General features: G+C 45.2%; 16 protein-coding genes. 11 read left to right on the top strand and 5 right to left on the bottom strand.

The window, feature by feature from the left end:
- Positions 1–66: 66 nt before the first annotated feature.
- Entirely contained in the window at positions 67–378 is a 312-nt protein-coding gene (locus tag ACZYR9_RS12985; RefSeq protein WP_488978923.1) for a hypothetical protein, read from the bottom strand.
- Positions 379–441: 63 nt separating this feature from the next.
- Here ACZYR9_RS12985 and infC point away from each other — a divergent pair, with 63 nt between their 5' ends.
- The 3 genes from infC (at position 442) to ACZYR9_RS12970 (ending at position 2,595) form a co-directional block, all read left to right on the top strand.
- A complete protein-coding gene (gene infC / locus ACZYR9_RS12980; protein ID WP_488978922.1) occupies positions 442–915 on the top strand; it encodes a translation initiation factor IF-3 in 474 nt (157 codons plus the stop codon).
- 54 nt (positions 916–969) lie between these two features.
- Positions 970–2,280, top strand: coding sequence for a hypothetical protein (locus ACZYR9_RS12975; protein WP_488978921.1), 1,311 nt, complete (start codon positions 970–972; stop codon positions 2,278–2,280).
- Between the two features lie 66 nt (positions 2,281–2,346).
- Positions 2,347–2,595, top strand: coding sequence for a hypothetical protein (locus ACZYR9_RS12970; protein WP_488978920.1), 249 nt, complete (start codon positions 2,347–2,349; stop codon positions 2,593–2,595).
- 78 nt (positions 2,596–2,673) lie between these two features.
- On the opposite strand, the gene ACZYR9_RS12965 is transcribed toward ACZYR9_RS12970, so the two are convergent.
- Both ACZYR9_RS12965 and ACZYR9_RS12960 read right to left on the bottom strand, forming a co-directional pair.
- A complete protein-coding gene (locus ACZYR9_RS12965; protein ID WP_488978919.1) occupies positions 2,674–3,303 on the bottom strand; it encodes a TraX family protein in 630 nt (209 codons plus the stop codon).
- Positions 3,304–3,354: 51 nt separating this feature from the next.
- Complete coding sequence (locus ACZYR9_RS12960; RefSeq protein WP_488978918.1) at positions 3,355–3,834, bottom strand: MarR family winged helix-turn-helix transcriptional regulator; 480 nt, start codon at positions 3,832–3,834, stop codon at positions 3,355–3,357.
- 152 nt (positions 3,835–3,986) lie between these two features.
- Between ACZYR9_RS12960 and ACZYR9_RS12955 the strand changes: the two genes are divergently transcribed.
- Genes ACZYR9_RS12955 through ACZYR9_RS12940 form a run of 4 tightly spaced genes read left to right on the top strand, consistent with a single transcriptional unit; the run spans position 3,987 to position 7,373 of the window.
- On the top strand, positions 3,987–4,622 hold the full coding sequence (locus ACZYR9_RS12955) for an HlyD family secretion protein (RefSeq protein WP_488978917.1): 636 nt from the start codon (positions 3,987–3,989) through the stop codon (positions 4,620–4,622).
- A 39-nt stretch (positions 4,623–4,661) separates the two neighbouring features.
- The gene (locus tag ACZYR9_RS12950) at positions 4,662–6,290 is read left to right on the top strand and encodes a DHA2 family efflux MFS transporter permease subunit (protein WP_488978916.1); all 1,629 of its coding nucleotides are present in this window, start codon (positions 4,662–4,664) and stop codon (positions 6,288–6,290) included.
- 44 nt (positions 6,291–6,334) lie between these two features.
- Positions 6,335–6,862, top strand: coding sequence for an NAD(P)H-dependent oxidoreductase (locus ACZYR9_RS12945; protein ID WP_488978915.1), 528 nt, complete (start codon positions 6,335–6,337; stop codon positions 6,860–6,862).
- 34 nt (positions 6,863–6,896) lie between these two features.
- The gene (locus ACZYR9_RS12940; RefSeq protein WP_488978914.1) at positions 6,897–7,373 is read left to right on the top strand and encodes a hypothetical protein; all 477 of its coding nucleotides are present in this window, start codon (positions 6,897–6,899) and stop codon (positions 7,371–7,373) included.
- A 97-nt stretch (positions 7,374–7,470) separates the two neighbouring features.
- Here ACZYR9_RS12940 and ACZYR9_RS12935 read toward each other — a convergent pair whose 3' ends face one another.
- Both ACZYR9_RS12935 and ACZYR9_RS12930 read right to left on the bottom strand, forming a co-directional pair.
- The gene (locus ACZYR9_RS12935; RefSeq protein ID WP_488978913.1) at positions 7,471–9,108 is read right to left on the bottom strand and encodes an S-layer homology domain-containing protein; all 1,638 of its coding nucleotides are present in this window, start codon (positions 9,106–9,108) and stop codon (positions 7,471–7,473) included.
- 199 nt (positions 9,109–9,307) lie between these two features.
- On the bottom strand, positions 9,308–10,153 hold the full coding sequence (locus ACZYR9_RS12930) for a polysaccharide deacetylase family protein (protein ID WP_488978912.1): 846 nt from the start codon (positions 10,151–10,153) through the stop codon (positions 9,308–9,310).
- 335 nt (positions 10,154–10,488) lie between these two features.
- On the opposite strand from ACZYR9_RS12930, the gene ACZYR9_RS12925 reads away from it, so the two are divergent.
- The 4 genes from ACZYR9_RS12925 to ACZYR9_RS12910 all read left to right on the top strand — a co-directional run bounded on the left by ACZYR9_RS12925 (position 10,489) and on the right by ACZYR9_RS12910 (position 14,611).
- Positions 10,489–11,247, top strand: a complete 759-nt coding sequence (locus ACZYR9_RS12925) for an SDR family NAD(P)-dependent oxidoreductase (protein ID WP_488978911.1) — start codon at positions 10,489–10,491, stop codon at positions 11,245–11,247.
- Positions 11,248–11,456: 209 nt separating this feature from the next.
- Positions 11,457–12,002 (top strand): MerR family transcriptional regulator, encoded by a 546-nt coding sequence (locus ACZYR9_RS12920; RefSeq protein ID WP_488979074.1) that lies wholly within the window; start codon positions 11,457–11,459, stop codon positions 12,000–12,002.
- Between the two features lie 232 nt (positions 12,003–12,234).
- Entirely contained in the window at positions 12,235–13,824 is a 1,590-nt protein-coding gene (locus tag ACZYR9_RS12915; protein WP_488978910.1) for a PTS sugar transporter, read from the top strand.
- Between the two features lie 232 nt (positions 13,825–14,056).
- Positions 14,057–14,611, top strand: coding sequence for a hypothetical protein (locus ACZYR9_RS12910; RefSeq protein WP_488978909.1), 555 nt, complete (start codon positions 14,057–14,059; stop codon positions 14,609–14,611).
- The last annotated feature ends 477 nt before the right edge of the window (positions 14,612–15,088 follow it).

Below are 15,088 nucleotides of genomic sequence, written 5' to 3'. Positions count from 1 at the left end.
AATCAAAAGTCTGTTCCGGCATAGGCCAGAGCAGATTTTTTGTTTGCGGAGTGAACGGTATTTTCATTATCGATTGGTGCGCTTCCGACGGTTTTGAATCTCCTCTGTCACAACCAATGCAAGTTCATCATTACCGAACAGAGATAAGACGCCGAGCAGTGTTTCATCGGCAATTTCACCGGCTTCTTCCTTAGGCACGGTCAATTCGATGGTCTGCTGCAATGAGGGATTGGGATCCTGCTGCGGATAAGCCCGACGGTACAAATCGGCCGGATCGAGATCATGATTAATGCACCATTGGGCGAATACAAGAATCATCATATTCTCGTCACGCTGGTAATTGCGGATGATTTGCTGTTCAAGTTCTTTCTGACTCATTGAAAAATCTCCTTTAACACGGTAATATGGGTTCATTATAAAGAAAGTTCAGGTGTAATGCCAATGATTATGAATGAAAAAATTAAAGCCTCCGAGGTCCGACTCACCGGACTGAACGGAGAAGACCTGGGAGTTGTCCCGACGAAAGAGGCTTTGGCTTTAGCCAAAAAGCTGAAGGTGGATCTGGTTTGCACCTCACTCATGAGTAGTCCTCCGCCATGTAAGCTGATTGGAGCGGGAACGGCCAAGCAGGAGGCGCAGCAGGCTAAGAAACAAGAACGTGAACCTAAGCTCAAGGAGATCCGTCTTACGCCCCAGATCGAAGCCCATGACTATGAAACCAAAATGCAGCAGGCGCAGCGCATTCTCAAATCCGGCGATTCGGTCATGCTCGTTGTGCGCGTGCAGGGCAAAGAAGGCGGGAAAGCGAAAGCGCTTTTAGAGGAATTGGCTCGGGATCTAAGCCTGTCAGGCCGTAAAAAAACAGGGATTCAGGCAAGCGGCAAGCAGGTCGCCGTTCAAATCGATCCGTTCTAAATAAGAGCGCGGCAGTCCACAGCTAGACCATATCATAGATAGGGATGGGGAAGCGTGCTTCGGATCATATTGTTTTATGTCCCATTGGGAACCTCGTTATTATTGGCCGCTTTGACGCATGTCATTGTTAATGGCGTATTGGCCCGTTCTGATCAGCCTGATGTCACAATAAGCAGCTATGCTGTGGCGTTAAGCTTGTCCTTTCTGATCGATTTGCCGATGAATATCATCCGGCAAGTCTCCAGTAAATACTCGCGAGACCGTATTTCTTTTCGGGCGGTGGCACGTTTGACCGCTGTTACTGCGGGGATTCTCATTGTCTTAAGTCTGATCATCGCCTTTACTCCGGCAGGACAGCTGTTGTTCCGCTATGTCTTTGGTGTAAAGGAGCATCTCATACATCCTACCGTCCAGGTATATCAAGTGCTTGCGCTGCTGTATCTTGTTACTGCAATCCGCTGTTTATTTCAAGGTGTGATCATCAACCAGCTGCGTACAGGATGGATGACGGTTGGCATGGCGGTTCGGGTAACGGTCATGCTTGGGATGTCCTGGTATTTTATTCAAAATGGCTGGACCGATGACGGAAGATATGGCGCTCTTATTTTCCTGGTCGGTGTCATCATCGAATGCGTGGTCGCCTGCTGGGAAGGATCGTCTCTAAAAAGGCGGCTGCCAGAAAGAAACGGAGATCAAAGCATAGAGCGGGCGCGTCAGCTGCTTCCTTTTTATATGCCTTTACTCTATTCTTCGATGGTTCTTGTGTTGTTGAATCCGTCGATTCAAGCTGCTTTAAATAACAGTGCGAATCCGACATTATCGGTCGCCGCGTATGCGGTTGCCATCCAGCTCGCCAACATGGTCGCCTGGTTCTGTGCATCCGTGCATCAAATCGTCATTCAATTTTATTCAACGGACCGCCGTAATGTTTTGATTATCGTTGCTTGTTTATCCGTACTATCGCCTGCATTTCTCCTGTCGATTTCCTCGAATACAGGAGGAGGATGGCTGCTGGAAGGTGTGCTTGGGTTACATGGGCCGCTGCTGCAGGAAATTCAGGTGCTGCTGAGGTTTTTGGCGATTCAGAGTCTATTGTTTCCGTGGATCGATTTTTTGGCCGGGAAGTGTATGCTGTTGGGGAAAACCAAGCCGATTATGGCGAGCAAGATGATATCCGTTGTGTTCTCCATCGTTTTATTGATTCTGTTCGTCTATACCATTCCCCATATGAATGGGGGATTGGCCGGTCTGGCTGCCGCCGTTGCGGCGCCGTTGGAGCTGCTGTCCGTGTATATCTTGCTGCGGCGGTTAGAAAAAAAATCGGATCCGTTCCGGCTCAACCGCTCAACAGGCTCGGCCTTATAGCGATTCTGTTATATGGACAGGCTATAACAAATGGTTGATGAATGAAGAGTAAAGGAGGATTAGAGCATGAGTTCCGGAGAACTGGAAGAACGATTGGCGCAAAAGCTTATGGAAGGTGAGCTCAGGCAGGAGAACGCCAACGAAGCTGCACGCAAGCGGCTGCCGCTCAAGACGGAGATTCGTATTCAAGCGCAAATCGATCCGATCGTGGAAGAAACCAGAATATACCGTCAGCTGGCCTCGGAGGTGGATGGCCGATATGCCAAGTATGACCATATGGTGAAAGATTCTAAGGATAAAGAGAATCATGAATAGTTGAATTCTATAAGAGGTTTAAACATCAACGGGGTGAGGAGCAGCTGCTCTTCACCCCGTTTTTTTACAAGCTGCAGATCAGGATTGTTCAATCCAAGCGTAAAGAAGGAATAAGAGGAGCAAATGGGCGGGATAGAAGCTGCGATACAGCCATTTCTTCACATTGAGTGAATAATAAGGAATCGGGTAAGCGAACAGAAGGGTTCCCAATAGACTGAACAATTGTACCCAAGCTCCTGTACCATATGCGGCCATATACATAAAATTCAGTGCGATATGATAACCGATCATTCTCCAGCCGGTACAATAACGGTAAATGAAAACCAGCAGGACTCCATAAATCCCGTAATCCATGGGGATAAGCCATGTCGCGCAGAGCAGTCCGGCAAGGAGTATATTCCTGTATCGCGCATTTGCAATGTGATCGAGCACAACCAAGCCTAATATCGAAAACAAGAGTGTGAAGATCACATTTAATTCCCAATCATCGAATGCCAGAGTGTATGGAATCTGTGACAAGCATGCGAGCCAAAACAGTCTCCATAAGTAGTTTTTTAAATTGCTCGTATAGAGGTAGCCTTGAACCAGGAACCAGCAGTAGAGTGGAAAGGCCATACGGCCGATGATACGGAACAAATCCGTATGAGGGAAAAAAATATACCCCACATGATCAATCAGCATCGTAATCATCGCAATCAGCTGCAGCATTTCGGAATCACCCTCAACCTCGTTACTCGTAACGTTAAATCATTATATCATTTATAGCTCATCCGAATCGATCTTCTTGGCCAACTGCACGGATATTTTATCCACCAGGTAAAATAACTGCTCCCGTTCTTCCAGCGATAGCGGCTCAAGCATATCAACCAAAAGCCGGTTTCGGACATCCATCGCGTCTTCAATAAGCTTTTTGCCATAGGGGGTTAGCATAAGCCTGACCGAACGGCGGTCCTCCCGGCTCCGGAGCCGCTCAACAAGCTTGTCTTCCTCCAGCTGATTCAGCGAAATCGTCGTAGCTCCCGAGGACAGCTGCAGCTGCCGCGATATATCGGCGACCATGCAGGTTTGCCGGTGGTATATCGTTTTTAGGATATGATATTTGGTTGCATTCATACGAAACTGCGGATCTTTATGGCAGGTTTCCAGCAGTTTCATTTTGTATCTTATGAACGTCTCGTTCAGATGATCCATAGCTTCGATTTGAGCGGTTAGTTCCATTGGACCTTTATGCCCTTCCATTGTCTCTATTCATCTCCAGTAGATTCATTCATTCCAGTATACAGGATTTCTTTACTATTTGTATTCTTATTTTTATTGTGATAAATTATTTTATTGTAAAATACTTTGTAATAAAGTAATTCATATATTAAAATATGGAGGGAGAATGTTCAATGAAAGGTCGATTGTTCGCAGCCAACTTGTTTGGCATTTTATTTATCGTAGCTCTGGTTATGGGAGGCTTTTATTACTACCTTCAAAGCTCTCAATACATTAAGACCGAGGATGCACGTGTTGCCGGAGATATAATCAGCCTGTCCGCGCCAACGGCAGGAACCTTGACCAGCTGGAGCGGGAAGGAAGGGGATGTCGTTTCGAAATCCAACACCGTAGGCCAAGTCAATGACGGTACCAAGACGGTAAATGTTAGTCCTATGCTTGAAGGTACAATTGTGAAAGCCCAGGCTAAAGAAGGCCAAATGGTTCAACCCGGTCAAACCTTAGCCCAGATCATCGATATGAAAAAGCTGTATGTTACAGCTAATATTGATGAAACCGACGTTAAAGATATTCAAGTCGGATCGGATGTCGATGTCACGGTCGACGGAGATTCCAACAATACGTTGAAAGGGAAGGTAGAGGAGATCGGACGCGCAACCAACTCCGTATTTTCCCTGCTGCCGACAAGCAATACCAGCGGTAACTATACGAAAGTAACGCAAAAAGTACAGGTGAAAATCTCGATCAGCAATTATTCGGATAAAGTCCTTCCAGGAATGAATGCCGAAGTTAAAATCACGAAAAAATAAGTTGTCTGATAGAAGAAATCAATGGAAAGGAGCAGCGATATGGCTTCACAACATACGGCTGTGAAGAGCAGCGGCGGCGGTATATCTCAACACATCCCGCTATTGACCGTGTTGATGCTGGGATTGTTCTTGGCTATTTTGAACCAGACGTTGTTAAACGTTGCTCTTCCACATATGACTGCCGAATTCGGTGTGACGACGAACACGATTCAGTGGCTGCTGACCGGTTATATGCTGGTCAACGGGATATTAATTCCTTTATCCGCCTTCTTAATCGAGAGATTCGGAGTTCGTCTGTTGTTTTTGATCGCGATGTTTTGTTTTACGGTAGGTGCGCTGATCTGCAGCGTGGCCCCGAACTTTTCTATTATGCTGACCGGCCGTTTGATTCAGGCCGTAGGAGGGGGAGTGCTTTCCCCGCTTGTCATGAGCGTAATTTTGTACATCTTCCCTCCGGAGATGCGCGGCAAGGGGATGGGGCTTTTCGGGCTGGCCATGATGTTCGCTCCGGCAGTAGGTCCGACACTGTCAGGTTGGGTCGTGCAGAACTATGACTGGCATCTTCTCTTTTCGGGAATGATACCCTTAGGCATTTTGGTTCTTATTATTGCCTTTTTTAAGCTAAAGAACATAGAAGAACCGAAAAAAATCAAGCTCGATTATTTCGGTACCTTTACCTCTTTAACCGGGGTTGGATTGCTTTTATATGGCTTGACGGAAGCGGGAACCAAAGGCTGGACGGATCTAACGGTTTTGGCCTATATTATTGTCGGCCTGGTTTTAATATTCGTCTTTGTTCTGCAGCAATTGCAGTCCGATACGCCTATGCTGGATATGCGCGTGTTTAAATACAGCATGTTTTCCTTATCCACAATTATCAATGTGTTTCTTACGGCAAGCATGTTCGCGGGAATGATTCTGCTCCCGATTTACTTGCAAAACTTAAGAGGCTTTACGCCTCTGGAATCCGGGCTTCTTATGCTTCCGGGTGCGCTGGTGATGATGGTCATGTCACCTGTATCCGGGATATTATTCGATAAAATCGGTCCGCGGCCGTTGGCGATCATCGGAATGATCATTACGACCGTAACCACATTTGAATTTACCAAATTGACATTGGAATCGACCTACAGCTTTATCATGATTCTGTATTTGCTTCGTTTCTTTGGAATGTCGTTATTAATGATGCCGATTATGACGGCGGGAATGAATCAGCTTCCACAAAGCATGAACAAGCACGGTACAGCCATGTCCAATACGCTGCGGCAGATTAGCGGTTCGATTGGCACAAGCCTGATCACTACGATTTTTACAAACCGGACAACGTTCCATTTTGCTTCGTATACCGATCAGATGAATACTACAAATCCAAGCTTTATAGATTCGTTTAATACACTGGTACGCAGCATTGCGGATACAGCACACCTGCCGTTGGCACAGGCACAAACGCAGGCCATAAACGCGCTTGCCGGACAAGCCAGACTGGAGTCCACAGTGATGGGAATCAACGATGCATTTTTCTGGACCTCCATCATTTCAGCCGTTGCCTTGGTTCTTAGTGTATTTCTGAGGGATGTGTGGAAAGATAAAGAGGCAAAGAAAAAGGAAGAGATCACGCACACCGAGGTCATTATGCTTCCGCCACCCGGGCAAACCCGGCAAGGCTAATGTACGGAAAGTGTTAGAAATCTCGTCAAGCGGAGGCGATTAAGATGAAAATTTACATTGTATATGATAGCGAAGGCGGTCATACGGAAGCCCTGGCCAAAGCTATCGCTGAAGGAGCCTCGAGGGAGGACCGGGCAGAGGTATATATTCATGATGTCCATTCGGCAAGTGTTTACGACCTTGCCGATATGGATGCCATCATATGGGGATGCCCCGGCCACTTTGGAACGATTAGCTCAGGATTAAAAGCCTGGATCGATAAACTCGGACACCTCTGGGCGAACGGCAAGCTGATCAATAAAATCGGGGCGGTATTTTGTACGACGGCGACACAGCATGGCGGCTTAGAGTCAACCATGGTCAGTCTGATGACGCCCATGCTTCATCATGGAATGATTATTGCGGGTCTTCCCGGCAATATTCCAGAGAATGCCCTATACGGTTCTTATTATGGTGTCGGCATCACTTGTCCGATCGATAAGGAAGAGCTCATTAGCGAGCAGGGAAAAGAGCTTGGCAGAGCATTGGGAGAACGGGTCGCCCAGATTGCGAAGAGATTTGTACATGTGTAAATCGCGGCCATAGTGTAAGAAAGGGGGAGAGGCGATGATTATTCCCATTTTGAGCATTGCCATAGGCCTGATCCTTATTGTGATTCTTATTATTTATAATCTCCGTTCTTTCTCATCAACCTCCAAAAGAAGCGAAAGACAATATCCTGCCGCCGAACGTCATGAAGAAAATATGGAGAAGCCGGAATCATCCGACGTTGCCAAAACAACTTTAGTAACCCAACAGGATTCACCGTTCACAGCGCATTCGGAAAGCTCCCGATCCTCATCGGAAAGCATTCCGGTAAGAGACAAGCCTTCAGCTCTTCAAAGAAGTGATTCAGATGAAACTCTTCGGCCGGTGAATAACCATAAAATCGACGATCAGGACTACCGAAAGGCGCTTCAAAAATTTCGTCAGCCGGACAAGCCTGAACGTTCTAAGGACAATCCGGATAAAGAACCGATGAAGGATGACGATTTTCGTGCCGCTTTGCGGTCTATGACGTGTAACAGGGAGGATAAGCAATAAAATGAGCGGGCTTGAAATCTCAGTGAACCGCACGCCTTCATTGCAAAAAGACACTTGCTGTGCCAATAGGCAAACAAGTGTCTTTTTGTTTTTAAGATCAGCGAAGCTGAAATTCTGTGGCTGCGCTCTTCGTATTCGGTAAATGTGCTGTCAAATCAAACCCCGTAACGTTGCCGGTAACATGTACGGTTCCATCCGGGTCGATGGTCACCGTACCCGTCGGGCCGTTATCCGGATCGCCAACAATATTCTCCGGTATAATAATGACAGCTAGGGCAAAGTTATACTTTTGCACTTCATCTTTTTGGTATTTAATACCATAGTTGTCGTATACTTTAAGATTCATTGCGGTATAAGCATTAAATTCGGCGGAATACACGTTATTGGTTACCGTCATTCTTTGATACGCTCTCGAATCAGCTTCCAGCTGGGTTGCGGCTACGACATCGTTTTTGACATTCATGGTCACCGATGTAACTTTGCTTTCGCCCTTATTGGTCCTATAAACGATATTCACAATCGCTGTACCCGCTTTATTGCCCAGAACATAGCCGCGGCTGTCACTGGATCGGCCGACTCTAAGCACATTGGGATCGGATGATGTGATCGATTCAATAATACCGCCTACGGCAACTTCTTCACCAGCCGCATTCGTGACATTAAATTTGATTTCTTTTGCAAATTTGCTTCGTGTGGGATCTTCGGCTATGGCTTGGGTTACTAATCCGTCAAAACCTGTAGCCCCACTCGTTAATCCGCTGTCGATCACAGCGGCGAGATCGCCAGGGCTCGTAATCGATACTTTCGGATCGTTAGTGCTGATCGTTGCTGAAACGGTCAACGTCGCAGTAAGAGGTTGGCTAAGACCGCTTAGTATGATCGTGTATTCACCGGAGGTAAGCTCCGTACCGCTAATGGTTAAATCGGCTGATTTACGATCATTGGACCACATGGTGGTTGTAGATAATTGTTGGGTATCCTTTTTAAGGGAAAGCGTTACCTTGGAAGGATCGACAGCCTGGTTTAATGTCACTTGGACGCTTTTATTATCGGCGGATTTGACCGAAACAATCGTTACCGGAGCCGTATTGTTCTGCTTATAGTACGCTTCGGAGCCGGCATGTGCGCTAACGACCAGATCGGCACGAGAAGCTACAGTACTGCCATCTTTGCCTGACGGATGGATTCCTAGAGCCTGAGCTTGCTTTACAGCGTCCTCATACCAAGGGCTGCCTGCCAAGCTCACTTGCTTGCCCAAACCGACCACGAAAACTTTATCCAGTTGACCAATCGTTACATTATCTCCCGGGGCAAATTCCGTATCGGTCATTCCGTCGATCAGTCCGGCTTTCTTCGCAGCTTCAATGTAAGGAATGGCCCAGCCATTCTGCGGATCATCGGCACGAACATCCGAAAAGCTGGAGGTTCTCAAGCTGTAATCCACTTCTAATTCGAAGACTAATGCAGCCACCTTTGCAAACTGGGCACGAGTCATGTTTGCATGAATGCCGAAGGTATCCTCCGAAACCCCTTCAAAAATCCCTTGAGACAGTAATGAATCAATCTTTGCTTTCAAAGCAGGATCTATATCAGCCAAATCATTGAAAGCAGAAGACACCTTTGCGTTTGCCGCGGTAAACGCAGCCTTATTTTCTACCGGATTGGCCATGGCTATGGACGAAAACATGGTAAAAGCCAATGTCGAGCATGCCAATATTTTGAAGCTTTTGTTCACCGGAAACGGCCTCCTTCATTATAAAACTCTACTAAAACGGCTGGCAGAAAAGGGTAGATTATAAACGGGTGCAGCTATCTAATTATACATTGGCAGGATTACCAAAGTCATCTGGAAATAAATTTACAACAGTATAAAGACGGGGTAAGGGTTATTTATGTTTACATAATATTAATTATGTTAAGTTATTTGAAATAAATCAGTAATGTTTATGTAAATTACGCATGATCAAATTATTGACTGAGACAGGTTTAACAAAAGGACTGCCTGCATTAATACGAGGCAGCTGCATCCTATCCGTTTGATTTGTCACCATCCCGCTTTTCGTTGTAAAACCGTAACGGATTCCGGACTGCATTAGCAGCGATTCGGAGGTAGAGTCGTAGCTCCCAAACGGATAGGCATAAGTGTCTTCCACATTAGGCTCCAGCGCTTGTAATTTATGAATGCAGCGTAAAGTATCTTCTGTGATCCGCTTATGATAGTCATCATCCGTTTCCAAGCTTCCATTTATCTGAATCTTATTCGTAAGCAAAGCCTTGGCCTCTATTTGTTCATGGAGCCGGTCGGAATGGCATTGAAAATCCAACTCAGGATCCTCCGATACCATTTGTGTGATTTCCTCAGGTGTTAATGAAGGGATAGCCGAACCACCGGGATTTTCCAAATCTTTGGTGATTACAAAATTGACAGCAGGGATATGAAGCTCATGTAAAATAGGGTATGCCTTCGTATAAAAGCTTTCGTACCCGTCATCGAAAGTCACCAACACCGCATTGTCAGGGACAGAGGCTGTGCCCGTGAGAAAATTCTTTAACTGATTCAGAGTAATAAAATGATATCCCCGATGAAGCAAATCGGTCAGCTGTCCTTTAAATAAACCCGAGGTTATGGTCACCGGACCTGGAGTGTCGTCATCGATATGGTGATACACCAAAACGGCTACCTGGTCTTGATAAAGAGGACTTTCTTTTTGTTGGAAAGAATAAAAATTGATTAGAATGACCAATAAACCCACGAATATCAGACCCGTCCGGCGAATCATTTCAAACGCTCCTCTTCATTTTTATCAGCATGGTCATAGAACTGAATTTGCCTATGCGGTTTGGCGGCCATCCCTCCTGGGCTGGTATTGTACTGGAAGCTTTAAGCCATCCGCTGACAGGTCAAATGGCTGTGATTCTTTCAGTATAATATCATGAATAAATGAGAAGAGGATTAAATTTTTGCTTGTATGATTCGGGAGTCCATCATTCTTAATCGGCTTCTATTTTTTATTAGACATGAGCGGTTTTATAGTAGACAATAGAATTAATTCAACTTCTGTTTCACGCTTACATAAAGCAAATAAATTCACAAGCCGCATAGGAGGATAAGCTCATGTTTAACCTTGACGGAAAAGTGGCCATCGTCACTGGAAGCGGTTCCGGTATCGGAAAGAGCATTGCACTGGGGATTGCTCAAGCCGGAGCTGATCTTGTTATTACCGAGCTCCCTGGAAAAATAGAAGCGGCCCGTGCGACGGCAGAGGAAGTCCGCCAAAATGGCTCGAAAGCTTTGGCCGTTGAATTGGATGTAACTGATGTGCGCAGTATCGGAAATATGGTCGGGCAAGCTTGTGATGCCTTTGGGAAAATAAATGTACTTATAAACAATGCCGGAGTGATCATCAGGAAAAAGGCAGTAGAGGTTACGGAAGAAGAATGGGATCGGGTGATGGATGTCAATTTAAAGGGCGTATTCTTTTGCTGTCAAGCGATCGCTAAAGTGATGATCCAGCAACGCGGCGGAAAAATCATCAACATCGCGTCAATCAACGGAATGGTCGGTTCCGCTGAACGTTCTTCCTATACTGCAAGCAAGGCAGGCGTCATTAATCTAACCCGGACGCTTGCAGCGGAATGGGCGGAATTTGGCATCAATGTAAATGCCATCGGTCCGACGTATTTATTAACGCCATTAACCGAAAATTTATTTGCACAGGACGCCTTTAGAGAAGAGTACCTTCGGCGTCAGCCCATCCAGAGGATCGGAAGGCCAGAGGATGTTCTGGGCACGGTCATTTATCTGGCGAGCTCTGCCTCCGATTTGGTCACAGGCCATACCGTTATGGTCGATGGAGGATGGACGGCAGTGTAAATTCCCAAGGGCAGCAGGTCAACAGCAATCGTCAAAATTCAACGCATCGAAGACAATACCAAAGCGTCATTCCTCACTATTGTTAAATATCCGACACCCCGATTTCGACTGTAAATTCATCTCTTTGAAGCTACAATGAAAATAGTAGAAGCGAGAATGGGAATAGGTGTTGGCCGAGATTTAAATAGGGAGGGAATATTGTGCAAACGATGTTCGAATTGGAAAATGAAGCTTCTGCCGAAGTCTATTACACTACCAAACAAGTCTCAGAAATAACGGAGCTGTCGGACGATTTAATCCGTGTGTACCAAAAGGAATTTAATTTACAAGTCGAGCGTACCTCTCGCGGTCATCGGCGTTTTAATCAAAAGAACATCACCGATTTACTGGCGATTAAAGAAAAGATTCAAAGCGAAGGCTGGACCTACAACCAGGTGCGTGAATGGCTTGGGGGCAATGTCATCATTTATCACTCACCGGAAGCCAAATCTAATTTCGACAAACAATTGGATGACCTTGCCGAAAAGGTATCGGACCAAAACGAACTTATTCATTTGTTAATTCAAAAGTTGGATGAGCAATCGAAAGCGATGGAGCAGCAGCAGCAATATATCGAGGATTCAATAAAATGGCGCGATCGGCAGATCACAGAGCATCTCCGCTCCCAATTTGAGGCAGCGGTTTCCGTTGAGGCGCCGAAGAGAACCGGTCGGTTCAGGCCTGGATTATTTCAACGCTTATTCAAAATCAGATAGGACTTTGCATTTATATTCACATTAGATATAACCTATTTTATCCGTAATCTGTAAATTTGTAGTTGATATGCATCCACACTTTGGTATAATCAGTATATAAGTATATTTTATTGAAAAGAGCTTTGGGACGAGGGAAAGGAAAGCATCTTCCTCACTGCAAAGTTCTTTTATTTTGATAACGAAAGATGACCATGAAGTCACTTGTAATTTGAAGATCGAGAGGGGCAGAACGTTGAAGCAAGTCGCCATCCTGGGAAGCAGCGGGGGGAATTTATTTAATTTGGGAGGGGAAGAGCCCGACAAATTGATCGGGGAAATCATAACCCAGTGTAAAGGTGCCGGTGTTCAGATACGGGCTCTGCAATTTATCTCAGCCTCCGAATCCATGGATTCGGCTAAAGACCAGACAACCGCTTCACTATACAACTGGGATCCGGAGGAACTGCGTATCAGGAAGGTGTTCGAGGGATTATTGAAGGACACGAACCTGGCTGCCGCAGCATTAGATGCCGAAATTGCCGAGTTCATCAGCTCCGGAAGTATTGACGGTTTGATCGTTATGAGTACCGATCCTGAGCATGTCAATAAACAAGCCATCTTGGCAGCGGCAGAAAAAGGGATACCTGTCGTCGGTACAGGCGGTACCTCAATGGCCCTAATCCGCTCTAATGGGGCAAATGTCATCGCTGCTTCAGGGACAACAGGTACGACTAACCGGACCAGAGCGGTTTCTTTCTTGACTTCATTATGCAAATATTGGGGAATCAAGTATTACCCCGTACTTGGGGAGGCTAGAGCAGATCGTGCTTTCACATCCGGGAGCCCATTTAAGAAAATCAATCTAAAAGGGGTTATGCAGTCTTCGTTGCCCGCTTTTATCGCAATGGCCATTGTTTTGGCTCTCAGCCAGATCCCGGCGCTGCAAGGATTAAAAGCCGTATTTGATCTGATGATTAAAGCGCTGCCTGTAATTTTGGCCGTTATCGCGGCGAAGCAAATATCTGATTTGGATGAAGTATCCATTGCTGCCGGTGTTATAGCCGGTACTTTATCCATTGAAGGAGGCATTATCGGGGGAATCATCGGTGGTATCGGAGCCGGATTGCTGGTGCAATTTCTGTTTACGAAATGTGTACAGTGGCGGTTTCCTATGACAACCGTGAATATTGTTGCAGGAGGATTTGCCGGTCTTATATCCGGACTGATCGTTTATTACTTCATCGCACCGATCGCACTGCAAGCCGGGGAATTGATCCGCTTTGTCATTGATCAGGCCGTTTCGTTTAATCCCATTCTTGCGGGGATCATTGCCGGACTCCTGATATGGCCAGCTATTCTAGGCGGTATTTATCATGCGGCCATTCTTCCGATCGTTCTGCTGGAAATGGAGAATACGGGGAACAGCTTCTTAGGCGCTGTTGATATGGTCGGCTTAGTCATGGTGTCTGCAGGCATTACATTGGCCAACATCGTTGCTCCGCGTGACAAGGGGGAAGCCGCCGTAGCCACTCCAGGCTTTCTGATTAATATGGGCTTCGGTACATTTGTCGAGGCTGCATATCCCTTCATGTTTTCCAACAAGATCGTTTTTATGGGCGCAATCATTTCAGCCGGCGTGGGAGGGGGACTTGTAGGCTTGTTCAACATCCGGGGTACAGCCTATGTTCCATCTTTCATGGGGCCGCTGTTATCGAACAATATGGGCGGCTTTATCATTGCGATGGCTGCTGCACTGAGCTTGGCATTTGTGATTACGGTAGTAGCAAACAAGTCTGTGAAGAAGAATCAACAAGAGAATATCAAACCATCCTCTGCAGTTTAATTAAGAGTGGTCAATAATAAATGAGGCTATGCACAAGAATTTTTCTTTGGCATAGTCTCGTTTCGTTTTGCTCAATGCACCTATAGGCCATTTTTATTATTTATTTCAATACCCAGTTCAGGTCGTAGTTCTCAACATACACTGGGTTACAAAAGCATTAGCGCAGCTGTAGACGCCAGATATGTCGAAAAGGAGTGATATGGCTTTGATATTCTTGAATGAGTACATGAAAATGGAAATAAAAGGGAAGAGAAACAATGGGGCAGGTAGAGAGCAAATTGTATACGATCTAGGTAATGGTCCGCTTATTTACACAAAGCCCATTAAGGTTTTAAATAATCGTTACTATTCAGCAAAGAAAAAAAATAAAAAGAAGAAAAAATTCATCGGGGCAGGCGCAAGAAGGATTGTGTATGATCTTGGCAATGGAAAAGTTTTGAAAGTTGCCAAATCGATTTATGGCATCAAAAGCAATAGAAGAGAAGTGCTGACTTTTAAATCATCTTCGCCTTACTTAAGAAAATATCTCGGTAAAATTATCAATTATGATAGAAATGGATATCATTGGCTAACAATGAAAAAATATAAGCGGAAAATCCCGCACCTAAAAATAAATAAGAGGAAAATATTACGACTGAGAGCCATATTTAGAAGCTATGGAATTATTCCATATGAAATTCTTACTCATAAGGGTAAACCTAATTATGCAAATTTGCGTTTAAAGAAATATGGAAAGATTGTCGTGATTGATTATGGAAATTTTAGATTTCGCAGAAAAATAAGATGAAATATATAAATTCCGGCTGCCGATACGATGTAGCCGGAATAAGATTAAGCGAGAGCACATTGAACATATATATAGATGTATGAATTTGAGTCATATTGTATATTATCGCTATACTTATTCACAAAACCCGTATTTTGTACATATATCTATAAAACACCTATAAGCCTTCTTACATATGAATTTATGGGTTTATGTCCAATTGTCTAATGACTCAAATCCCTCCCCAATGACGACTCAACAATACCCTCAATAAGGGTTTTGACACAAATGTGCCCTCAATCAACTAAATGATTGAGGGCACATTTGTGTCATTGTTCTGGTTTGCTTACAAACCCAAAGGCATTCCATAAATAGGGCTTGCTGAACGGGTCACATTTTACGGCATCACGGGCAAGCGGAATGCAAGGGTCGACCAGAGCCATTGCAAAAAAGGCAAAAAGAGAACCCGGAGTCTCTTTTCGAGGTTCATGACCAGCA

The sequence above is a fragment of the Paenibacillus sp. F024 genome (assembly GCF_057814255.1).
This window is presented reverse-complemented; position numbering and strand designations above follow the sequence as displayed.

Coding starts and splice junctions, on each gene's coding strand:
- ACZYR9_RS12985 (WP_488978923.1), bottom strand. CDS start 378: ATGAGTCAGAAAGAACTTGAACAGCAAATCATCCGCAATTACCAGCGT.
- infC (WP_488978922.1), top strand. CDS start 442: ATGATTATGAATGAAAAAATTAAAGCCTCCGAGGTCCGACTCACCGGA.
- ACZYR9_RS12970 (WP_488978920.1), top strand. CDS start 2,347: ATGAGTTCCGGAGAACTGGAAGAACGATTGGCGCAAAAGCTTATGGAA.
- ACZYR9_RS12965 (WP_488978919.1), bottom strand. CDS start 3,303: ATGCTGCAGCTGATTGCGATGATTACGATGCTGATTGATCATGTGGGG.
- ACZYR9_RS12960 (WP_488978918.1), bottom strand. CDS start 3,834: ATGGAAGGGCATAAAGGTCCAATGGAACTAACCGCTCAAATCGAAGCT.
- ACZYR9_RS12955 (WP_488978917.1), top strand. CDS start 3,987: ATGAAAGGTCGATTGTTCGCAGCCAACTTGTTTGGCATTTTATTTATC.
- ACZYR9_RS12950 (WP_488978916.1), top strand. CDS start 4,662: ATGGCTTCACAACATACGGCTGTGAAGAGCAGCGGCGGCGGTATATCT.
- ACZYR9_RS12945 (WP_488978915.1), top strand. CDS start 6,335: ATGAAAATTTACATTGTATATGATAGCGAAGGCGGTCATACGGAAGCC.
- ACZYR9_RS12940 (WP_488978914.1), top strand. CDS start 6,897: ATGATTATTCCCATTTTGAGCATTGCCATAGGCCTGATCCTTATTGTG.
- ACZYR9_RS12930 (WP_488978912.1), bottom strand. CDS start 10,153: ATGATTCGCCGGACGGGTCTGATATTCGTGGGTTTATTGGTCATTCTA.
- ACZYR9_RS12925 (WP_488978911.1), top strand. CDS start 10,489: ATGTTTAACCTTGACGGAAAAGTGGCCATCGTCACTGGAAGCGGTTCC.
- ACZYR9_RS12920 (WP_488979074.1), top strand. CDS start 11,457: ATGTTCGAATTGGAAAATGAAGCTTCTGCCGAAGTCTATTACACTACC.
- ACZYR9_RS12910 (WP_488978909.1), top strand. CDS start 14,057: ATGGAAATAAAAGGGAAGAGAAACAATGGGGCAGGTAGAGAGCAAATT.